The following is a 22045-nucleotide window of genomic DNA, read 5'->3' as shown; positions in this document are numbered from 1 at the left end:
AGGTCTTATTCCTCTTACCGCATCAGGCGTTGCCGAAGCAGCGCGGCCGAGACGATGAAGGGCAACGCCGCGCAGATGCAAAGTGCGCCCACATGCAAACCGACGCTGTCGACCGGCCGACCGAGCATTGCTGGACGAATGAGATCGACCGAATGTGTCAGGGGCAACAAGGCCGCTATGCGTTGAAATGAACCCGGTAACTGGCTGATTGGGAAGATCGCGCCACTCAGATACATCATGGGGGTGAGGATAAGTGATTGGTAGAAGATGAAATAGTCGTGGCTCGGTGCAAGAGCTGAAACGATCATTGCGAGGCTCGCGAAAGCAACGCCAGTGAGGGCGATGGCTGGTAACGCATAGGGAATGGACGACCACTCTGCATACCCCAGCGCGACCGCAACAATCGTGATCGCCGTCCCGGCGAGCAAGGCCTTGCTCGCTGCCCATGCCACTTCACCTAGAACAATGTCGCCGAGCGTAAGAGGCGTACAGAGCACCGCCTCCCACGTGCAACCTGTCTGCATGCGAGCGTAAGCCCCATAGATGGTTTCAAAGGTTGAGGAGACCATTGCGCTTGTGGCGACCATCCCAGCTGCCAGAAACGAGATGTATGAAGTCCCCTCAACGCCACCTACGATCATTCCAAGGCCAAAACCAAGACCGAACAGAGAGCTCATCGGCTCGGCCAGATTCCCAAGAATCGATGCCAGAGCGACTTTCCGCCAGACCAGAAAGTTGCGGCGCCATACCGCGATCCAGTTCCATGGATTAGCAGGAAGCGCGGGCGCAAAACGTTGCCACATCGTTCAGTCCTTCATCTCTCGCCCGGTTAGCCGCAAGAAGACATCCTCCAGATTTGGAGGACGCTGCAGAAGGCGGAGATCCGTACGGCTGGCAAGTCGGCGACGCACCTGCTCGGGATCAGTGACATAGCAGAACAGTGTCTCCCCGCTCACCTCGGCGTGCTGCACTGTGGTTCTGACCAGCGGCAGCAGCTCATGGGGATTACCACCGTAGATTTCGATCACCTGGCAGCCGATCTGCTGCTCGATCAGGACATGAGGCTGCCCTTCCGCGATTTTGCGGCCGTGCTCAAGCACGCACAGGCGATCGCACAATCGCTCCGCCTCTTCCATGAAATGAGTGGTGAGAAGAATTGTTTTGCCGCGCGCTAATAGCCAGCGCAAGCGTTCCCAGATGAGATGACGGCCGTGCGGATCGAGCCCAGTCGTCGGCTCGTCAAGCACCAAGAGCTGCGGGTCGTTAATGAGGGCCCGTGCCAGCGTCAGGCGCCGCTTCATGCCGCCGGACAGTTCCGCGACGCGGGCGTCCGCCTTGTTCTCCAGGCGGGCGAATTCGAGCAGTGACGGCGTGACCGCTTTGACCTCGGTCGCGCTCATGGCGAAGTAGCGACCGAAAACGAGCAAGTTTTCGCGCACCGTGAGCTGAAGATCAAGGTTGTCGAACTGGGGGACAACCCCGATGCCCCGACGCGCCAACGGCGCACGTGCCGGCACCGGCTCGCCAAGCACGTGGATCTTACCTGCGTCGGGCGATGCAACACCCAGGATCAATCGCGCAAGCGTACTTTTACCCGCGCCGTTTGGTCCCAGCAGACCGAAGCACTCTCCGGGCGAGACCGTAAACGAAAGAGCGTCCACGACGGTCCGGTCCTTGTAGGACTTGCTCACCTCGAAAAGGTCGATTGCCGGGGTTGACATTTGCTTACGCGATCGCGACGGACGTTGTTCGCACCGCGTCCTGGGTCACGTGCTTCTTTGTCCAAAGCAGGCCGTCACACCATACGTGATCGACGCGTCCCCACTGGCACGCGGCGGCAGCATCCGGGAAAAATCCGCGTCCGTGCAGATTGGCGCTGGTATTGCAAAGCAGCGGGATGGTTGTGAGCTTCTCGTACTCGATGAGAAGCTCGACCACTTTATGCTGAGATGTTCTGGAAACCGTCTGTAGGCGAGCAGATCCATCGAGATGCACGACCGCGGGAATTTTGTCCCGCCATTCCGGTCGCGTCTGGTGATCGAACAGCATGTACGGATCGGGTACTCCAGGGCTAAAAATCTCCGCCGCACGATCCTCCAGGCATATCGGCGCTACCGGCCTGAAATGCTCTCGAAGCTTGACGTCGTTGAGATGGTCTTTCATTCCCTCCCAGCTCGCAGCCGCGAGAATGCTTCTGCCACCCAACGCACGTGGTCCGAGCTCGGCACGCCCGGCAAGGAAGATCACGGGCTTGTCACTCGCGAGGATTGCCGCAAGTTCGCCCATAGTGCAGGGCGCGCCGTCCCATCCGGGCGGGACTTCGTTGGGACGAACGGCCGGTCCACTGTAGACCGTCCATTCCAGAGCTCTAAAGCCTTGCTGTGCCGCCAGTGCACAGCAAGCAGCACCGATCGCTGAGCCACTGTCGTTCGGAAAGGGCGGCACCCACACGTCGTCGAACAGGCCGGTCGCACGAAATGCACTATTCCACTTGATATTCAGGCCACAGCCGCCGGCTATGCAGAGGTTACGCACTCCCGCAAGATCCGAATGTCGCTGCACAACATCAGCAATTGTGCGAACCAGCAGGCGCTCTAGAAAGACGTGAAATGACGCAAGGATGTCTTCGGCTTGCTTGGCCTTCAATCGCAGTGCGCACGCATCGAAGAAGTCGTGCAGAGCTTCAAGTGGTGATAGTGAGCTGTTGATCTGTGCAAGCTTATGAGAAGCGCCCTCAGCATCCGTGGCAAAGTGCGCCTGATAAAGCTCCTGAAACGTCTTAATAATCTCCTCGTCGGGAGCTCCGAGAGCGATATAGGCCATCAGCTTGCCGGCTATGCCGAGATCCCAGCTGGTCCGGTCTGCCCGCCTGTAAGGTCCAAAGTGATGTCCTGCCGTCGCATAGGCGTGGCCTATCATCGGAAACAGGCACTCGATGAACCGAATCCCGTGCGGCTCGACATAGTAGAGGCGCGGAAACATGCAGCCGTCCCACACCAAGCAGAAAGCAGATTGTGCGGATTTGGCAAACGAGCTGGTGCAGTATGCGGATGCTACGTGCCCGGTGACATGGGGATAGCTTTGATACGGATATAGTTTCCCATCAAGCATAAGGCCGATGCGATCGCGGGACGCGAGGGGGCTATGGCCTTGGCGTTCGACATACGGCGCGCCCTTGAGCTTGACGGTCGTCGTCCCACTAAGGACTTCAAACTGGGATTCGAGCTCTCCATCCCAGCCATCAATGACGAACTGATCGACATCGCTCGGATCGAGCCCGTGCTCCGCCAAGGCGCTAACAACGGAATCCAGGTTGTCGATGGTTTGATAACGCGGATTATTGTTCAGCTTCTCCTGCTCGACGCAGAATACCACTCGCCCGTCCTCAATCAGAGCGACTGCCCCGTCATGCGTCAACTTGATACCGCAGATACGCATAGTGGCTCCTCTCAGCCTCGGCCGTTGGGTGGGATCAAAGATGGCTCCGGATTCCGAAAGCGGACCAAAAGGCAGTCTTCGTCAGCCGACTGCCCCTGGCACTGCACGCGTTCGACCTCAATGAGGGCTTCAGTCAAAATCGTGATGACCGTCTCGGCGCCTGCGACATGCCCCCATCGCTTGCAGGTCGCATCACGTGCAGATCCGAAGACCAGATGCCCACCCGGAGCAAGCATCTTGACCATGTTGTCGACTGCAGTACGCATTTGTGTCATGTCTTCGAGATAATAGAGAACTTCGGCGACCACGATCAGATCGAACAGCTCTGCGGCCGAGAACTGCAGAATGTCAGTCGCCGCCCAGCTGATATGCGACCACCTCTTGGTCCGCTGGACCGCTCGACCGATCGCTCGCGGCATAACATCGATGACCGTGAGCCGTTTGCAGTGAGGAGCAAGCTTCTCTGTAAACGCACCGGCCGCGCACCCGATTTCGAGGCCATTTGAGACGGCGCTGTTCGACAGCGACAGCCGGAGCAATTGGGTGTGACGCTCACGTTCGAACGGATTGTCGTCGAGCCGCCACGGATCCTCATTAGACAGCTCCCGTTCCAACGATTGATATGTCTGGTGCACGTTCACGACCTAATCTCCTACAAAGCTGCTCACTCAGTCTCGGCCGCAATGCCATCCGGCGCGATCAGCTGCGATGGAGCGCGCGAAAGACCTGCCCTGCGAATTGCGCCAGGCATTTCCGATCCGGGGTTAAGGCTTGGTCCAGTTGTCGCGTCTTCGGTCGAGCCCTTCGATTCATCAACGTCTGGTGATTTCGCTATTTTGCGCGAGAGCCAATCGCTGTTGCTCAAGGTACAGAGCGCATAGGCTTTCATCGGGAGCAGGAGGAAGATGTTGATCGGGGTGTGCAGCGAGAAGCCGATAAATCGAAGCTCGCCGGCGCGCAGGGCTGCCACGCTGCATCGAATCAGGGTCATCGCGACGATGGTCAGACCGGTCCACCAGGGCACGGTGCCCGTGAGCGCGAGCTGAGCGAGCGCGGCAATCGATGAGATGGCGAGCAGCAGCGGGCCGAGGTTCTGTCCAACCACGTCCAGCGTGAGGTACCGGTCGAGGCCGGGCAGCAGGTGCAAACCGAGCAGGGTGTCGCGGTAGGTGCTGCGCGCCCAGCGGAGCTGTTGGCGCAGATACGGCAAGAGCGTGTCCGGGACCACCGTGGCGGCGATGGCGTCCGGAACGTACTCCGTTCGGAACCCTGCCTTGAGCATGAGGATGGTCAGATGACGGTCCTCACCGAAGTCGCTGGGTTTTCCCCGGAAGAACTGCGTCTCGTATTGCTCGAGCAGCAACAGCAGCGCGGAGCGCCGGTACATGGCGCACGGCCCACAGCAGCACATGACGGCACCAAACCGCGTCTGCGCCGCGCGCTCCTCGTTGCAAGCCAACCAGTACTCCATGTCGATCAATCGGGTCAGCCAGCTGTCGTTTCGGTTGCTGGCCTTCAATTGGCCCATGGCCGCGCCGACGGCTGGATTCTGCATCTTGCGCACGAGCTTGCTGACCACGTCGCTGTCGATTTCCGTGTCGGAGTCGACGTTGAGCACGAGATCGCCGAATGAGCGGCGAATCGCTGCGATCTGCGCCTTGCGTTTTCCAACATTGCTTGGCAGCAGAATGACGGTGAATCTCGGGTCATACGCGTAGCTCGCGTGGACCGCGGCCACTGCGCCGACATTTGCCGAGCCGTCGTCGACCACGTAGACCTGCAATCGCCCTGGGTAGTCCTGACTTGCGATAGACTTCAGGCAGGCCGCCAGCGTGCGCGGGTCCTCGTTGAAGCAGGGCACGATGACATCGACGCTGGGCAGAGCATCGGCGTCGACCGGGTCGTACGGCGGCAGTGGAGCGTCGCTTCGCAGCGCATAAAGCGCCTGCGCGCTCTTGTGGACGCTGGAGAGCAACGCGTAGGAGGCAACAGCAGCGGTGCTGATGGTGGCAAGCAGGCTCATGGGAATCGATCTATTCAGTGAGGTTGAGGAAGCGACCGGATTGCAAATCCACGGTCATGCAGTGCTGGAATGAGTTGGGCGAGCGCCGTCACGGTCTGGTCGCGCCGACCAGCATGAGGGCAGCGTCCCAACTCGTCGGGAGGGCATCCGTCGTGCAGGAGCACGATTGCGCCCGGCCGGACCGAGGCCAGCACCGCGGCAACAATCGCCTCGACGCCGGGACGCGACCAGTCTTGCGGGTCGACTGACCAGTGCAGGGCTGCCAGTTCGGCCTTCGCCGACACGGCGAAGGCCTCCTTGCTCCAGATCCCGTACGGCGCACGCATGTGCCGCACAGAGGCCCCGGGGCAGGCCATTCCAATGACCTTATTCGTCGTGAGGATCTCGTATTCCACCTCATCCGCTATGCATTTGGCCAAGTCCGGGTGCGTCATTGTGTGGTTTGCGACCTCGTGCCCTTCTGCAATGATGCGCTGGATCAGCTGCGGCTGGGCCGCCGCGTATGCACCGATCACGCAGAAGGTGGCGGGCGTCCGATGCTGCGCCAGAACATCCAGGATAGCCGGCGTGCAAAGCGGGTTGGGACCATCATCAAAGCTCAGATAGACGCAAGGCTCTCCGCCGGCATCGGCGTAGTCGCTCCGCGTTTCAGTCGCGTCGTTTGTGGACCTCACAGTTCTGGCCCGTTCCGTTCGATCGTGTCACCCGCCGGCCATTCGCTCATGGGTCTCGCAATCGGCAGAACGAGGCCGACCACGTCCTCCACACGCGTCGGAGGCACAGTGAGGTAGATGTCCGGACGAGCGGACCGGACGCGGAGCCCTGGCAGAACAGTCGCCAATCCCTGTCGCCCGAGCAGCCTGGTAATATGTTTCTGCAGGGCAGCTCGGACCGTGCCAAAGCCGAACGGCACGCCAAGATCTCGCAATACGGGATACATCGCTCGGATCGAGTGGGTTATTCCAAGCCCCTCCAGATCCGGGCGAACCCCGTACAATCCGAGTTCAGCCACGAGCAGATCGGTCTGACCAATTTTTATGAAGCGGCGCAGTGCCGCGATGTGAATCGCAACGCCACGATCATCGTAGCCGATTGCCCGAATTTCAGGCCTTGCGCCGGCCCAGCTTCGATGACCTTCAAAGGGCTTTGCATTGAATTCCCCCGTCGGACCATAGGTCTTCCGGAAGAAGTCGGATAATTCAATATGGTCAGCAAGTTCAAGGTCATTCTCCCAGCACAACCTCCAACGGACTGGAGGGCGCGCCGAAACACCTCGTGTGGATTCGGGCGCGATCATGTTCATAGGGCGTCATTCCTGTTCGCTATCTGGCTCCTGACGCAGGCCAGAAGTTCGCTACCTTCGAAAGGCTTGCTCATGAACTGGAGTCCAGGGCCTCGCCTCACATCGTGTTCGGAGTGGCCTGTGAGCAGAACGGTAGGAATCGCGCCTCCGGATGCAACCAGATGATCGAAGAGCTCGAGGCCACTCATCGCGCTCAAGTGCATGTCCGCGATCAAGCACGACGTGATCGAACGGCGGTCTGATTTCGAGAACCCCTCTGCGCTCTCGAATGGTTCAGGCACGTAACCCGCGGAAAACACCATATCCGTCAGATCTTCACGCACTGACTGGTCTGCATTCACAATCGCGACCACACCGCGCGTGTGCGCAACTTTCATCAGATTCGCCAAGGACGCCTTCGCTTGCATGTTCCGCACGATTTCACCGTCGCAAGGACGCAATCCAATCGGATGCGACCAAGGCACATTTGGCACCCGCAACCGGAGGGGTGCGACCGGACGGCAATCTACGGCCTGGTTGAGGGTTCGCTCAATTCTACGGCGGTACACGGTGGATATAGAATGGGTTGGCGAAGCCATACGATGGTTTGCTCGTCGTATACGCCCACGCAACTTTGCGGATTCCGATCGCTCTAGCTCACGGCGATATGGCTTGCGCAACACGCGCGAAACTGCGACCGCTCGATCGAGACGTCTTGATTGATACCTAGCGCTGGGCTGAGACGCGCAACGGTTTGTAACCATTCTGATGGATCTGACATCTCGCTAAACTAGCGTTTGCTATCCTCATTCGGTACAAATGGTAAAATCGATTATATCGATAGAACACATTCACAGCGTGGATCGCTCCGGATTATGCGTTTCAAGGGCCTTGATCTGAATCTCCTCGTCGCGTTCGACGCCCTGGTGACGCAAGGCAACCTCACTACGGCGGCAAGAAGCATCAACCTCAGTCAACCTGCCATGAGTGCCGCCGTCGCGCGGCTTCGCACTTACTTTCGCGATGAGCTATTCACCATGAAAGGACGGAAGCTTGTCCCAACGCCGCGGGCTGAAGCGCTCGCAGCCCCGATTCGCGAGGCTCTCGCTCACATTCAGCACTCCATTATTTCTCCAGACGGATTCGATCCGTCTCAATCGAATCGGCGATTTAGGATCATCCTGTCCGACTTCATGACTGTCGTGTTTCTTCGAGGGGTCGTGGACCGCGTCGCGCGGGAAGCACCAACAATCAGTTTCGAGTTGCTGCCGCCCGCAGAGGAACCTGATGAGCTTCTCCGGCGCGGTGAAGTCGATTTTCTCATGTATCCGCAGATGTTCATGTCGAGCGCGCATCCGAAGGCGGCTCTGTTCGAGGACACTTTCGTCTGCGTGGGCTGTCCCATGAACAAGCAGCTCGCTTCGCGTCTCACGTTCGAGAAATACATCTCGATCGGGCACGTGGAAGCCCAGTTCGGGCGCTCCCTGAGGCCCTCCTTCCACGAATGGCTCTTGCTCGAGCATGGTTTCAAGATACGCACCGAGGTCGCGGTGCAGGGTTTTGGCATGATTCCGCCTATGTTATTGGGCACCAACCGTATAGCGAGCATGCCCTCAAGATTGGTCAGCCATTTCGCACAGACGATGCCGCTGCGGGTTCTCGAACCTCCCCTGCGACTTCTCACATTCACAGAGGCCGTCCAATGGCCCGCCATTCATAATACTGATCCTGCAAGCATGTGGTTGCGCAACATATTCTTGCAGCAGGCATCCACGATGGTCTCTCCGTCCGAGATCAGCCAATGTCACGGCCCGTCCTAGAACTGTTCGGGCCGGTTGCGGCCTGCTCCCGCTAACCGGACTTACGGCAGGCCCGAAACCCCCGGTCCTCTGATTGACGTTTGGCATAGTGAAAAAACGCGCGCTTAAGCGTAGTTTGGTCGGGTCGCAGCCGATTGACTCGCGGTGCCGTGACGATGCTGCGCATCACACAGCTCGCTTGGCGGCTAAGGACTTTCCGCTGATTCGGACGGGACCGCATCACAGGTGCATGCACCAGCTTCAGAGTACGCAAAAATTATGTGGCCTGTCCGGCGAACAATGTTCGGCCTCAGCACCAAACTCGCTTGAATCGCACGCCGCGTCAGGTTCGAGGCCAGCACCTGCGATCGAAGTTGCAGGCTTCACCTGGTAGCGAACCCGCATCGCTGTTTGCCTGAACTGGTGGATCTCATTGCCTTCAACAGCGATGGAGTTAGTCCCGAAGCGCGCCACTAGATACAAATGGCTGATGACCGGCAGAGGCGCTTCCTGCTCGTACGGGTCGAATCAACAGGAAAGCTGAACGCAAACGCCGCCCACGATCGCGCACCCCAAAGCCAACCGCCAGCTCGCGCAAACCCGGATGGGCGGGGAAGACTGCGTGTCTTTGCACAATGTCACAATGGAAATTCGGAACAATTCCTCTCTCGACGGCGCTTATCTTCCTCTCGATGCGCGCGATGCCGCGTGATCGAGTGCAACTGCAAGCTTGCAGACCGCAGGATCAACCCGGATCAAGTGACATCAGCTGGCGGCACTTTTCCGGCGGCGCGCGTGTTGCGGTGAGGAGTGTTCATGATGAGAGGACCGCAACTATGCCAAGGTGCGGCCGCGTAAGCGGTCGCCGCTCCCACTCGCCAAGCCTGCTCCTCCTCCAGCTTTCGATCATTTCGGCCGACATCCCCAGCCAAATCGGATGATCGGTGCCGGGTCCTTCTTTCCGATGTCGCGACAATCGCGTTTTTCGAAAGATCGCGGCATGACTCACACCGCGCCACCGCCGTCCATCTCGAGCTGCTGCCTCGCACCGCTGACCCCGAAGGGCTCCTTTGCTGCGGCAAGATAATTTGCCTATCTTACCCGAAGCATCTATGTCCAGCGCGCATGCCAAAGCGATACTGTTAGAGGCTGGAATTGAGGTGTGAGCGGTCGCACGAGCAAGCCAATACCGCGACAGATCGCGCTTGAGCCTTGTGTTCGATGGGATATTTGCTGCGACTCCGCCAGACAGTGGCCCCCCAGATTTTGGAGTAGCTTCGACTTGAGCATGGCCTTAAGACGTGCATCAAACTCTCAACCACACTGTAGCATCGTCTCTTGCTATTGCGGACCCGTATAGCGAGGCGGCCAGCGGTTCGCCAAGTGATTGTACAGAGGCAAAGCCGCTACGGATCTTTGCACTTCGAGTGCATTGCATCTCCCGACGCTGTCCGATGTACGCGCTCCGCGACACTGATCCGGCGCACGCCTAAACATGCAAGTTATTGCTGCACGAGTTATGTCAGGTGTTTGCGCGAGCGCGTGGCGCCTGGGGCGCCCCTAGACGCGTTTGAGTGCCGCCACATGCAACGGATATGGCACGATCGTTCGAGACCCGGTCCTTAATTGCGAGCAACGTTTTGCCAGACGCTTGAGGTGCACCTGCGTTGAGATGATGCCTTCAGGAATGGCTTGAGCTCGCCTTCCGTCATACTCCCGACGTTCACGGCGGCGGACCTGCGCCGTTGAAGAGCAGCCGTCATTCTTCCGGCACTCAAAACCTGGGCAGCGATCACGCGAGCAACGCCTTTGAGCCCACAGTGCCACAACAGGACTAGCGGACGATCGAAAAAGCTGTTAGGCGCCAAGCCCGCCACCGCGCCACGACTGATCCGCGATGATCAACCCAATCAACCGCACCGCGCGCCGAGGTGATAGACGTCACGGCAAGGATTGCGACTGAAAGAGAGCCATCCGATGAGATCAGTGCTGTGTCTGGGTTCGCCGTTTCGGGAGGCAGTGTCTCAGCGGGCTGTCACGCACATGCTTTCGCTTTCCTGATGATCAGGCCGCAGAATAGCCACCGCTGCTGCAGGATCAGGAGACATTGCACACTTTGGGTTAGCGCACTGTCGGGCAGAGGAAGCAAACGCCATGTTGCACAACGGCATCACGTGGACGCACCTGTCACATTCTTTCACGCACGTCGCCGCTCCGTCTCCTTTTTGCCCCACCACAGCCAAACGGCTTCGTCACGTGCGGCGCGAGTGCAATCACCAAAGGAGGTTTCTGTTGGAAACGCCGAGCGGAGTCTACGATCCGGATGATCTCGCGAGCTTGGGAAGGCTGTTCGATCAAGCGATCGCGTCTTTACCGTCATGCATGCGAACCAGCGAGAATCGCGTGGCGATCGCCAGACTGGTGATGCAACGCGCGGCGAGGGACGAATTGGCGTCGCTCGCGCACTTGATGCTTGCACTTGTCTCGGCCGCTTGAGCACCGGCATGCACTCTAACCTTCTGGGGCCTGCAGCAAGAGACGCATCATCTAGATCATTGAAATAACTTGATTCTCACGTGACGTCAGGTTGTAGGCTTGCAAATTGAGGATCATGACAAACGCCATACCACGACGGCGCCGATGGCGCATTGGAGAACTTGCAGAGGCGACCGGTGTAACCGTACGCACTCTGCATCATTACGAACATACCGGGTTATTGACGGTGTCGGAACGTACCTGTGGCGGTCACCGCATGTACGATCGGGAAAGCCTACAACGCGTCTCCCAGATTCGCGCTCTACGTGAGCTCGGCTTCTCGCTTCCTGAGATCCGCAAGGCGATCGAGGGGCGGACATCTCTCACGGACCTGTTGCGAAACCATCTGGAGCGGATTGAGCTTCAAGTCGCGCGCGCGACATTATTACGGGATCGATTGCGCACTATGACGACGCAAGGTGAGACAGAAGTCAGTGTCGACGAGCTGCCGGCGACGCTAGATGCCATGTCGCGGATTGAGGAGCGTACCCCCTCTGCCATCTGCACGTGCGCCTCTAACGCTAGCCGCGAAGATCGGTGGCGAAAGATCCGGGACGAGCTGCGAAGCTGCATGGACCAGCGTGAGCCTCCGTGCTGCGAGCGGGCAAATGCAATCGCGCGTCAGGCCCGTTCGCTGCTGACTGAGATCGCAGGAGTTGATTCGACTGTCTCGATGATACTTAAGGTGCTAACGCGATTGACCGAACCACACAATCTCGCCGGCTGGGATGCGAGCCTCATGCGATACCTCGATCTCGCCCTCGCCGCGCTGGAGGACCAGCTGGGAAAGAGTTGAGCGCACCCGTTGCGACGCCCTATTACTGAAATGTCTCTAAACCGGATGAGGTGATGGTGATCCTGTCTGACCGCGGATGGTTTGTCCCTAGCAGTCGCCTCGGACTCTGCGTTGTCGGTTGGGTCTTTCGCTCTGTCGATCTTTGGCAATCAACCCCAACGAGCACGCTTCGAAGTACTTGATTCGTACGTAGCGTCACATTGTACCTTCTAAAGCATCGACGCAGCGACGGGGCGACAGACAGAGCGCCGGTTAAACCGAGGGAGACTCCAATGATCGGCATTAGTTTCGGAAGTTCTCGGTGAGAGTTCTCGACGAGAACAAGTCGATGGATGGTCGTACGCGCCTTCCAAGCGCCTCCTCGGCACACGCCTGTCGAGCACGGGAGACTGGCGAATCTACCGGGTATCAGCAGAATGTTCGATATTGGTCCTGTCAGCCCCTAGACGACCGCTTCTCCTGACCAATGTCGGAACGTCTGCTCGTCCGTGCCCGCCCGAAGCTTATGGCCTAACCTGACAACAACCTGAGCCTATTCGTACGCAACCTGAGTTCGATCCAAACATCATTGCGCCAGATTGTTGGCCGCCGCGTCATACCAGAATGGCGAAGCAGACCAAGTCGTCTCGCGAGACAACGGGAGTCATATATGACGATCCTTCGCATTCACAGGCTTGCAGCTGCCGCGCTCCTTTCCGTGGCCCTGAGCTCGAGCGCCAGGGCAAAAGATGTTTACATTGCCATAGCGGGTCCGATGACGGGAAGCACTGCGGCGCTCGGCGCGCAGATACGCGATGGAGCGGCCGCAGCTGTGGATTCGATAAATGCTTCGGGTCTGCTGCCTGACACAAGGCTCATATTGAGAATCGCCGACGACGCATGCGATCCCAAGCAGGCTGTCGCTGTTGCCAATCGCCTGACAACTGACGGAATCATGCTCGTCGTTGGTCACTTCTGTTCATCTTCGTCGATTCCGGCTTCAGACATATACGCCGAAGCCGAGGTAATTCAGATTTCACCTGGGTCCACCAATCCCCGTCTGACAGAGCGTGGCCTAACGACCCTGTTTCGGATTTGCGGCCGCGATGACCAGCAAGGCAGAGTTGCCGCCGAATACATCGCGCGGCATCACCAAGGTGCAAAGCTCGCAGTCCTCGACGACAAGAGCACAGCAGGCAGGGGTATCGCCGATATCGTTGAATCGCGCCTTCGTGCAGCCGGCGAGCATCCTGTTCGACAAAGCTACGTTGCAGGCGAGAAGGATTATACCGCTCTCGTTTCGCGACTGAAGCGAGAGGGAATCCAGCTCGTCTATATCGGCGGCTATTACAACGAGATCGGCCTGATCGTGCGTCAAGCCGCGGAGGCGGGCGCACGTCTGACCGTGATCGCCAACGATCCGCTGATGACAACCGACTTTTGGGCCATTGCCGGCGAGGCCGCTAACGGCACGCTCTTTACCTTTATGCCGGACCCGACGAAGAATGCTGCAGGCGCAGCTGCTGTCGCCAAGCTCAAGGGTTCGAGCCTAACCGCCGCAGGTTACACGCTCTACGCTTATGCCGCGGTTCAAGCATGGGCCGACTCCGTCAAACGGGCCGGCACCTTCGATGCTATGCGGGTCGCTGCGGCCCTCCGCTCCGAGTCAATCGACACGGCTATTGGCACTGTTAGATTCGACTCCAAGGGAGACAATGCCGCTCCTGGCTTCATCGTTTACCGCTGGCGCGACAATACCGTCGAAGCGGTCGAGCAGAACTGACCGCCCGTGCCAACACCGTACGAAGCGTTCGAATGATGAACCATCCTCGATATATCGATTACGCGCTCCTCACGTGCCTCGCAATCGCCGCAGTCGCAGCATTTCTCACCCTCGCAGCAATGCTATCACAGCTATCGTGCGCGCTCGCAGGGCCGCCCGAAGAGTACGTTCCCATTCGTCTGGTGCCACTGCAGTGAGCATCACATCCACATTCGTAAGGCCGACGAAGACCGGTGTCTTCTTCCAGCCAGTGAAATTGATGCCCGCCTCGCTCTCGGGAGTGAGCTGTCAGGACCTCTTTAGAACGAACGTACGTCGTGAAACGATGTCAGTCACGCGCAGTCCGTCTGCGGATTGCGCGAGTTCGAGCCAATCGTTAGCTGCACTGTTCGGTCGAGGGACGTGGCCTTCCATCCCTTTCCTGGAAGCAGGTATTGGCTCGGAAAACGCCGTGCGACGCCTGATCCGTGCTGATCGCTTTCGGACCTTGAGACGGAGTCTGATCCGGTACGGCCCTTAGAGCCAAGTCCGCCTCCCAACACTCACATTCACGCGGGCCTCGCGCTTCTCGGGTCCGAACAAAGCGCCCGCACCCACGTAGGCTCGCCGAACGCCCTCAACTACTCTCGTGGACAAAAAGGGGAGACACCGCTTTGGATGCAAAGTTGCAGACTATGCTTTCCGCGCTCTCACCGGTGGCTCGGGAATTGAATGCTCTACCGTCCGGGCGGCCCACCACCGACAACAATTGCGTGAAACTAAACACGAACGAGAACCCCTTTCCTTTGCCAGGCGTCGTGATGCGAAGCGCAATTGCAGCTCTCGAGCTGCAATACCGCTATCCAGAAGACGACAATGTCAGCTTGAGGCAAGCGGCCGCAGCTGCCTATGGCATTGCAACTGATCGCGTGATGGCTGGCAATGGATCGTCTGAACTGCTCAGCCTCATTTACAGAGCCTTTCTTGCCCCGGGCGACGAGCTCGCAATGATGTCGCCGGGTTTTTCCTTCAATCGCAAGCTTGCCATGTTGCAAGGGGCCCGCTTCATTGAAATTCCCTGGTCTGAACCGGACTGCTTGCCGATGGACGAGCTGCTTTTCGGTTCGGCTAAACATGCCAAGTTCATTCTGCTGGCCAATCCGAACAATCCGACCGGGACCTTTGTTCCGCTCGCCGAGATCGAACGCCTCGTTACACGATCTGACCGATTGATCGTACTGGACGAAGCTTACGTCGATTTCGCACCTGAGGACGGCCTACGCCTCGTTGAGCAACATTCGAATCTTGTGGTCCTGCGCACATTTTCCAAGAGTTATTCCGCCGCTGGCATCCGCGTCGGATTCGGTTTCGGCCATCCCGAGCTGATCGGGAGGCTTCGCAACATCCAGAATGTCTTCAATATGAATGTGGTCGCTCACGCCGTGGGGATGAGCGTCCTTGCGCATCGCGACGCCTATGAGGAGAACCATCGCCACGTCAGGCTTGAGCGCCAGCGCGTAACCGCCGCCCTCACTGAATTTGGGTTCTCTGTAACGCCTTCCCACGCGAACTTCCTCCTCGCCCGTGTGCCGGTAGGCCAGGGTGGCCGATGGTGGCAGGCGGCGTTGCAAGACCAGAGAGTCCTTGTTGCCTTCTTTCCGGATGCCGGCCTGGAAGAGTGCATTCGGGTTAGCATCGGTACAAAGCGCCAGATGGATGCGTTTCTTGCAGCCGTCGGCAGCATTCTTAGGAAAGTGGGATGTCGTGGCTAGTGGTCCGTTCCATTCGTGTCAAAGATCTCGGTCGCAATCGATCCGGACCCACACATGATGCAGCTTCGCGACGCAGCCCTGAGTCCGTTTTTCTCCAGTCGCCGCATTACGACCCTTGTGAACGGCTTCGCAATAATACAGCGCATTGCCATCGAGCGCCTCTTGCACTCCCGAACCCGGCGGACTCCGGTCCTGTCTATATAGGAGATAACTGAGTGAGAAACGTTGTTCCCTCAAACCTGACCTGCGGCATCTTTGATCATCTTGACGAGGACGGCCGCGATATCACCCGGCAATACGCTGACCGCCTTTCCCTAGCGGAGGCCTACGACCGGCTCGGTTTCTATGCCTATCATCTGGCGGAGCATCATTGCACTCCGCATGGACTGGGTCCGTCGCCGAATTTGTTTCTGTCAAGCGTCATACAGCGCACACGGCGACTTCGCGTCGGTCCTTTGGTCATGCTGCTCAACCTCTATCACCCGCTGCGTGCATTCGAGGAGATCTGCATGTTGGATCACCTGAGCGGCGGCAGGGTTGAGGTCGGCCTTGGTCGCGGCTCTCTGCCGATCGAACTGAGCTATTTTGGCGTTGGAGCCGATGTCGCCTCGAGCCGTTACGAGGAAGCTTCTCAAATCTTCGTTGGGGCAATGAATGGCGGCCCGCTCACATACGAAGGGCAGCATTTTACGCTGAGCGACGTCCCTTTGACGCTTTCACCTCACCAGCATCCTTGTCCCCCGACGTGGATTGCAACAAATCGGCCAGATTCAGCCCGCTGGGCTGCGGCAATTGGCGCCAATCTCGCATGCATGGGCCCCTCTTCTGCCGTTCGCAAGATAACCGATGTCTATCGCGCTAATGGAGAGGCGAAGGGTGTTGCCAGCGGCGCAGCACCATTTCTCGCATTGCTCCGCATGGTCGTAATTTCCAGTTCTGAAGAAGTCGCCCGCTCCCTCGCGGCGCCAGCCTACGAAACATGGCTCAACAGCTTTAAGTTCCTGTACGACCTCAATGACATCCCGCCTCCGTCCAACCTGCCCCGGACATTGGATGCCGCAATTGAGAGTGAACTGTGCGTTGTCGGCACGCGCGCTTCGGTGCGCCAAACTCTTCTCGATCATGTGGAAGAAGCAGGCGCCAACTATCTCCTTTGTCAGGTCGCCTTCGGATCTCTGTCACTGGATGCCTGCCTCAACACAGCAACTGCGATTCACTCCGAGCTCATAGCGGCCCAGCACTGATGGTAACCCCAACTACGATTCCATAGGTTCGCTCTTGACCTAGCAACAAATGGCAACACCAAGACCGATGGTCCCGCAGCTGGATGCATCGTTCAGGCCACTCTTACGGTTCAAGTGTCTTTGACGCGCATGAGATCCTTTCAAATACATCACCAGACAGGACGCTTAACGGCAGTAACTGGTTTGACTCTCTTGTTGCGTACGTTGGCATTGCCCCAACAGCGGCTCGCTTGGACAGCTGAGTTAGCTCACGCTGATCCCGCTTTCGCGCGCCAGTTCGCCGATCGCGTTCGACACAAATCCAGGGTGTGGCTTATCGCCCCAGCGAGCCGCTCGTGACGAGGTCCCGGCAGCGCTCCGACCAGACGGAGGAGATCGCGCGTAAACTTGAGATCGTGCTCGCGGAGTTGGCTTCGCTGCGCATTCTGCTGGCTGCGCACGGCATTAGCACCCCTCCATTTCTGCATAAGGACGACCTCACTGTTCAGCGGTTCGCAGCGATGAACCACATAAGCCCCGAAGCTGTGCTCTCTCGGATTCGCCGCGGCAAGTTGCGCGCGGAGAAGCGCGGTGGCCGCTGGTGGGTGAAATGCACGGTTTGCACAGCATAGCCGTGCAGTGATGAGAAGAGTAAGAGAGACGGATGAATCAGTCCGAGATACGGATCCGGCACAAGGAAACGGCATGTGCGTTTAAGCAGCCGATGGGGTGGCAACAATCGATCGAGCTCAAGGTAGCGCGCGACCGACACACCATCGCGCTAGATCGGGAGGCTCGATCTCGATGCACTCATGCAATCACAAGCGCGCGGGCGCGCCGAGCGGCGGGAGATCGAATAACCACCTTTGCGTGACCGGGTTCAGTCAGTCAATTTCGCCCGGTTAACAGAGCGATCCCAGTGAACAAGCGGAGAAGCATAGAGCCTGGCGGGAGAAGTCCAACTCCGATGCGCGCTGGCCGCATTGTGGCAATCAGAACTACCCTCGATGTCGGTCTTGGTAGTGAGCCCGCGCATGCGCCCCAATGCGGCCCCGGGGAGCAGGGGAAAAATAAATGCCTTTGCTCGCAAATCGCACGGTTTGCGAGCTCCCTTGAGCAGGCGGCGTCACACGCCCGCGAGGCGTAGCAGGAAAATTGTATCCCAGTCACTGCGTTTCAGCAGGCGGCTGGCGCGACGGTGCCAAGCGGAGGCACATCTGATTTCGCTGGGATGGTCGCGAGAATATGGGCGGAGAAGGAGATGGTCCATGATGTCGCCAAGACTGATGTCAGTCCTCGGGTCATTGGTAGCAGCCGAGCGCATGTTTTGGAAACTGCGAGAATTGATCGATGGCGACAGCTTGATCTTACCTGATGTTCGAGAGACGCTTCATGTAATGCTTGACGCGAAGCTTGTTTTCGCAAAGCATAAGATTATGAGCGACGCGCGCGCCGCGATCGACGCGACTCCTGATTCGTCGCAGGCGGTTCGCGACCGAGCATACAGGTCGCTCGATTCTGCAACGAAAATGTTCTTGACCAGCGAACCGCGCCGCACTCACGATCCTCTTGGCCGAGATCTCAGAGGATAAATGCAGCATCCCTTGTACTGCGATGCGACCGCCTGCGGCTGCCGCGACGCAAATAGTCCAGGCGTCGTAACAGCACGCCGACTGCGCAGTGAGATCTCTAGTCTCGTCCACGTTTACAGTTCCGACGGAAGGTCTTCTCCGTTGCGGCCCGGGGCGGTGGGGAAATGCCGCCGGTAGAGTCGAAGATCCATGACAACCACACGTAGCATCACTAACGAACGGCGCTTCCTGCAACGATCACGGCGTGGGCTGTTCCGCGCATCGACAGGATGTGCCGGGCTCGCCCACACTGCTGCTGCAGGCCACCTCGAGTGAGAATGCATTCTGGGTGGAGTGGGACTTGAATCGGACGTAGCGTCACGTTGTAGGAACGAGGGAGAAGCCACCTAGCGGCGGCCAACTAGTCAACCACCGATGGCGGGGGTGTGACGCACCACATCAAAGCATCCTCTGGTTTACACATCGAGATGACAACAGCACTCCTTTTTCTCACTAGCATCTTCTTCGGCGGCTTTGGATTAGGCTACGCTGCGCGCAGCCGGCGTTCTCGCAAAACGACGTGAACGCGCCCGGCTCTATGGTGCTCTCTTTGCATTCCGGAACTTCTGCTCCGCCGCCGCTCCGAGTTCCCGCACGCCGTGGATCCTAACGCTGCATTCGGCCTTGCTCAAATAAAGAAACTGCCGATCGGCTAGGCGAGTGCGAACGCCCTCCATCGCCAGCTTAGTGCAGATTCGCACGATAGAGTAAAGGCACCCGGCGGCGTGGAAACAGTCTCAAGAACACGGTGGAGCGTGAGATTGATCGCCGATTTGACCCGCGACGCTGCGCAGAAGATCGCGCGTCGGCCATTCCCCGATCATCGGATCGGCGGCGGAGAATTCGCAACCGGTCCCGGCGTCACAACGCACATCTGTGTGTTCTTAGCATATGCGGAAGCTACTGCCCAACCGGATTCCAATCAGCGCCGGCGCGAACCGCGGAGAAGATATGTTTGGCGCGCGCTTGAACTGAATCCGGCGACGAGCACGATTGCGGCAGCGCCGACAAGGAGTCCCCTTCACTCTCCTTCGGCATGTACAGCGCTTCGATGCTCGCCCTCCGCACTGGACGACAAGAGGCCCCCCAGAACCCTTGCATGACTTCGACTTTCATCTTGCGCGCAACGCTGCGTTGGCCGTGACGGATGCTTTTTTGGCCGGGCTCGCATCGCTGAACTCGCCTACCTAACCTGAGAGGTTTCGAAGGTGAGGCTTCCTTCGTAGAACTCGATCCGCGATAGACAGTACAGCGGATGCATCATGAAGCGTGACGACCGCCTCGTCGAAGTCCTTGAGAATAGCGCGTGTTTTGATGATGAGGCATGGGAGGTTTGGGCACAGTGCCTTTCACCCACTGAGCGGCTGGCGTATATTCGCAAGCATCGCTCTTACTTCCGGTTTGCAGATTACGAAGAAGTGATAGCTGTTGTACGCGGTCGGCGCTTCACCGGTTGCTCATCGCAACTCCTGCGATGGCGTCACAAGATACGAGCGACGACGTTGCAAAGCGCTTTGCTCTTCTGCGTTGCAGTCTGGCTGGGCATCATCTGGCTTGCGCTGTCCTTTATCCGCTGACATCAGCAGCCCACTTTTCGTCCGCATGAAGGCTAGCTGTACCCGCATGCGGCCAAGCATTGGGGCGCAGTGGAGATGACCTGAAACGTCCGACACTTTGCGCAGCGTTCGGTTCGAACATTGCTTTACGCGCAACTGGTTCGAAGCTGGTACAGCAATTCACGCGGACGTTGTTAAGATACAGGAGGGCAGGCACTCCAGGCATGAGGACAGAAATGAACAAGTTGTTGCTCGCGTGAGCATTGTAGCGCTCGACGCGGTGGCGCCCGCATTCGGCGCTGATGTGCCTGCGCAGGCTTCCAGCGTCTGTACACCAAGCCTCCGCAGCCCGTCACGACTGCGATCTACGGATAGAGCAGCTACTATATCGGAATGGACGCTGGCTTCGACTCAAGCTCGAACTGCCGGGATGACCTTGGCGGCACGCCGGACGGCTGCCATGATGCGGCAGCTGGAGGCGTGCCGATATCAACCAGATCAAGATTGATGCATTCGGTCAGATGACGGGACAGATGGCTATGCCTTGGACAACGTACTACTTTGCGTAGGCGGGGCCGCAGTCACGAGCAACACCTATCAGATCAGATCGACCCTAATAGGCGCGCAGGTTACGAAGAGTGATGTTCTTTGGGCGGCGTGTTGGGGAGGCATCGAGTACGGCATCGCACCTAACTGGTCGCTTGGCTTCGAGAGTACGAGCACCGGTTCATTCAGCCCCGCGCGGAGAACTTCAGCGAGTCGTTTGGTGGGCCGATCGCACCCGCAATGATTTCGATGTCGTTGTGACTGCACGGCTTCGACTATAAGAGCTGCGGTCTGATTTTCCTCAAGTATTGAGGCGCGCGCGTGTTCAAACGGCGGATCGAAAGCCCCGGCCCTAGGCCCCGTTTTTTTTATTCTGTTAGTCTGGTGTACAGGAGCCTTTGGTCTTATGCATTCCGGAAGGCCGCCCTTGCTGCATCAAGCAAAGCCGTTCTTCTGGGTTGCCATGTCGTAGCAATCCCGGTCCCAAAAGGCGAAAAGAGATGTCGACGTCAAGCTCAAAGGGTTTAAAGTGGAGCGGCGTCGCCCAGGTATTGTTCATGACCACACGTGCACCCGAGTGATGTGCGATAGCGGCCAGCGCGGGCGCATGCTAGAGTCCAAAGGTCATGGACCCACGAGACCAGATACATAGCTCGCGCTTTTTGGCGATCTACGCGAGCAAATCCGATCGTTGTGTCGGATGCTTAATCTGTAGCCGGTTAGAACCTGATCCGCGAAGATCCTCACAGGTCCATAAACGCTGTCGCGAATCAAAGCATGATCGCCTGCCTTGATGGAAAGCGCGGGACCGACTGCTGAGCGACATCATTCCCGACAGCGCTTCTGAAGTCAGTCATCAAATTTTACGCATTTTCTGGTGAGCCAGCGCTGGTCCCTGACTGGAGCAAGGGCTGGGCAGATTCGCAGGCTGCGGATTTAGCCCACAATCACCGATTGTGTGAGCAGGCGCAGACTTTTTGTCCGGCAACAGAAGGTCCACTTCCGCAAATCGCGGCGGAGGATTAACTTCCGGCCGATCTTGATGGCGGACTGACAAGCTCCGTTATTGGGAGCTTCGCGGGATGGCTCTTCGTTTCCAGATTCCTATGAACGCTCTCAATCGGCTGCAATCTCAAACTTTTCAGTTGGACGGCGGTCATGGCTTTCCGCAGTTTAGCGGCGATTACGGCAGTGACGCCGGAGTTATGCAGCTTCTCTGGCGCAACGGACATATGCAAGGACGCTAGGCCGTGTGCTCCCTAGTTAGGAAAACCGAGCACCTGACTTAATCGAGAGCTGGTCTTCTGACAGAGTGTCCGGCGTGATCCCGATCGGTGATCCCCCTCAAGACCGCTTAAACGGACTTGAATCGCACCTAGCGTCAGGTTGTATCAACTATCAGTTCGATTCGCCGCAGAGTCATTGCCTGCCTGCACCATGATTCCTACACAGCACATTTGCGCTCTGTGAGGCGCGCCGGAGATGGATATTTCGCGATGATGGCATTCGTGCTTTTCGCTCTGACCTTTGTCGCCGGCTCTTGCGTCGGCTACGCCGTCCACAGCTGGCGTCGTCGAAAGCGCCGAGAGCGTGCGCGGCTTTATATGGCGCTTGCCAACTCCGTTGCTCTTGCGAGACTGCCATTCAAAGTCCCCGGATTGGCGAGCATTCATATACCCAAACCGATAACTTCAGCCGTGATG

General features: G+C 58.2%; 16 protein-coding genes. 8 read left to right on the top strand and 8 right to left on the bottom strand.

What is annotated here, in order from left to right; genetic code table 11:
• Positions 1–14 precede the first annotated feature (14 nt).
• The 8 genes from AC0L3B_RS32600 to AC0L3B_RS32565 are packed head-to-tail and all read right to left on the bottom strand — an operon-like array spanning position 15 to position 7153.
• On the bottom strand, positions 15–803 hold the full coding sequence (locus AC0L3B_RS32600) for an ABC transporter permease (protein ID WP_473381701.1): 789 nt from the start codon (positions 801–803) through the stop codon (positions 15–17).
• Positions 804–806: 3 nt separating this feature from the next.
• On the bottom strand, positions 807–1721 hold the full coding sequence (nodI, locus tag AC0L3B_RS32595; protein ID WP_085394320.1) for a nodulation factor ABC transporter ATP-binding protein NodI: 915 nt from the start codon (positions 1719–1721) through the stop codon (positions 807–809).
• A 4-nt stretch (positions 1722–1725) separates the two neighbouring features.
• On the bottom strand, positions 1726–3438 hold the full coding sequence (nodU, locus tag AC0L3B_RS32590; protein WP_473381700.1) for a nodulation protein NodU: 1713 nt from the start codon (positions 3436–3438) through the stop codon (positions 1726–1728).
• Between the two features lie 11 nt (positions 3439–3449).
• Positions 3450–4079 carry a nodulation methyltransferase NodS gene (gene nodS / locus AC0L3B_RS32585; RefSeq protein WP_085359109.1) on the bottom strand — a complete coding sequence of 210 codons (630 nt, stop codon included), beginning with the start codon at positions 4077–4079 and terminating at the stop codon, positions 3450–3452.
• Between the two features lie 23 nt (positions 4080–4102).
• Complete coding sequence (nodC, locus tag AC0L3B_RS32580; protein ID WP_473381699.1) at positions 4103–5461, bottom strand: chitooligosaccharide synthase NodC; 1359 nt, start codon at positions 5459–5461, stop codon at positions 4103–4105.
• A 14-nt stretch (positions 5462–5475) separates the two neighbouring features.
• Positions 5476–6135 carry a chitooligosaccharide deacetylase NodB gene (gene nodB, locus AC0L3B_RS32575; RefSeq protein WP_473381698.1) on the bottom strand — a complete coding sequence of 220 codons (660 nt, stop codon included), beginning with the start codon at positions 6133–6135 and terminating at the stop codon, positions 5476–5478.
• Positions 6132–6764: a NodA family N-acyltransferase gene (locus tag AC0L3B_RS32570; protein WP_473297740.1), complete on the bottom strand. Its 633-nt coding sequence runs from the start codon at positions 6762–6764 to the stop codon at positions 6132–6134. Before AC0L3B_RS32570 ends, nodB begins: the two co-directional genes overlap by 4 nt.
• Positions 6761–7153 carry a response regulator transcription factor gene (locus tag AC0L3B_RS32565; RefSeq protein WP_473381697.1) on the bottom strand — a complete coding sequence of 131 codons (393 nt, stop codon included), beginning with the start codon at positions 7151–7153 and terminating at the stop codon, positions 6761–6763. The genes AC0L3B_RS32570 and AC0L3B_RS32565 overlap by 4 nt, the downstream gene beginning before the upstream one ends.
• 465 nt (positions 7154–7618) lie before the next feature.
• Between AC0L3B_RS32565 and AC0L3B_RS32560 the strand changes: the two genes are divergently transcribed.
• From AC0L3B_RS32560 to AC0L3B_RS32525, 8 genes are all read left to right on the top strand, one after another.
• Positions 7619–8563, top strand: coding sequence for a LysR family transcriptional regulator (locus tag AC0L3B_RS32560; RefSeq protein WP_473381696.1), 945 nt, complete (start codon positions 7619–7621; stop codon positions 8561–8563).
• 2271 nt (positions 8564–10834) lie between these two features.
• Positions 10835–11038: a hypothetical protein gene (locus AC0L3B_RS32555; protein WP_204513560.1), complete on the top strand. Its 204-nt coding sequence runs from the start codon at positions 10835–10837 to the stop codon at positions 11036–11038.
• Between the two features lie 115 nt (positions 11039–11153).
• Positions 11154–11873: a MerR family transcriptional regulator gene (locus AC0L3B_RS32550; RefSeq protein WP_259219154.1), complete on the top strand. Its 720-nt coding sequence runs from the start codon at positions 11154–11156 to the stop codon at positions 11871–11873.
• Between the two features lie 649 nt (positions 11874–12522).
• A complete protein-coding gene (locus tag AC0L3B_RS32545; protein ID WP_473381695.1) occupies positions 12523–13635 on the top strand; it encodes a branched-chain amino acid ABC transporter substrate-binding protein in 1113 nt (370 codons plus the stop codon).
• A gap of 674 nt (positions 13636–14309) precedes the next feature.
• Positions 14310–15386 carry a histidinol-phosphate transaminase gene (gene hisC, locus AC0L3B_RS32540; RefSeq protein WP_473381711.1) on the top strand — a complete coding sequence of 359 codons (1077 nt, stop codon included), beginning with the start codon at positions 14310–14312 and terminating at the stop codon, positions 15384–15386.
• A 215-nt stretch (positions 15387–15601) separates the two neighbouring features.
• Complete coding sequence (locus tag AC0L3B_RS32535) at positions 15602–16630, top strand: LLM class flavin-dependent oxidoreductase (RefSeq protein ID WP_473381694.1); 1029 nt, start codon at positions 15602–15604, stop codon at positions 16628–16630.
• A 1247-nt stretch (positions 16631–17877) separates the two neighbouring features.
• On the top strand, positions 17878–18201 hold the full coding sequence (locus tag AC0L3B_RS32530; RefSeq protein ID WP_473381693.1) for a hypothetical protein: 324 nt from the start codon (positions 17878–17880) through the stop codon (positions 18199–18201).
• Positions 18202–19502: 1301 nt separating this feature from the next.
• A complete protein-coding gene (locus AC0L3B_RS32525; protein ID WP_473381692.1) occupies positions 19503–19817 on the top strand; it encodes a hypothetical protein in 315 nt (104 codons plus the stop codon).
• Positions 19818–22045: the final 2228 nt, after the last annotated feature.

Source organism: Bradyrhizobium sp. Kon56, from assembly GCF_055807635.1.
Note: the sequence above shows the minus strand (reverse complement) of the source record. Positions and strands in the feature narration are given on the sequence as shown.

What these genes read in the sequence shown, in the direction of transcription:
- AC0L3B_RS32525 (WP_473381692.1), top strand. Translation starts at nt 19,503, where the DNA reads ATGAAGCGTGACGACCGCCTCGTCGAAGTCCTTGAGAATAGCGCGTGT.
- nodC (WP_473381699.1), bottom strand. Translation starts at nt 5,461, where the DNA reads ATGAGCCTGCTTGCCACCATCAGCACCGCTGCTGTTGCCTCCTACGCG.
- AC0L3B_RS32530 (WP_473381693.1), top strand. Translation starts at nt 17,878, where the DNA reads ATGATGTCGCCAAGACTGATGTCAGTCCTCGGGTCATTGGTAGCAGCC.
- AC0L3B_RS32550 (WP_259219154.1), top strand. Translation starts at nt 11,154, where the DNA reads ATGACAAACGCCATACCACGACGGCGCCGATGGCGCATTGGAGAACTT.
- AC0L3B_RS32600 (WP_473381701.1), bottom strand. Translation starts at nt 803, where the DNA reads ATGTGGCAACGTTTTGCGCCCGCGCTTCCTGCTAATCCATGGAACTGG.
- hisC (WP_473381711.1), top strand. Translation starts at nt 14,310, where the DNA reads ATGCTTTCCGCGCTCTCACCGGTGGCTCGGGAATTGAATGCTCTACCG.
- AC0L3B_RS32570 (WP_473297740.1), bottom strand. Translation starts at nt 6,764, where the DNA reads ATGAACATGATCGCGCCCGAATCCACACGAGGTGTTTCGGCGCGCCCT.
- AC0L3B_RS32560 (WP_473381696.1), top strand. Translation starts at nt 7,619, where the DNA reads ATGCGTTTCAAGGGCCTTGATCTGAATCTCCTCGTCGCGTTCGACGCC.
- AC0L3B_RS32545 (WP_473381695.1), top strand. Translation starts at nt 12,523, where the DNA reads ATGACGATCCTTCGCATTCACAGGCTTGCAGCTGCCGCGCTCCTTTCC.
- nodU (WP_473381700.1), bottom strand. Translation starts at nt 3,438, where the DNA reads ATGCGTATCTGCGGTATCAAGTTGACGCATGACGGGGCAGTCGCTCTG.
- nodI (WP_085394320.1), bottom strand. Translation starts at nt 1,721, where the DNA reads ATGTCAACCCCGGCAATCGACCTTTTCGAGGTGAGCAAGTCCTACAAG.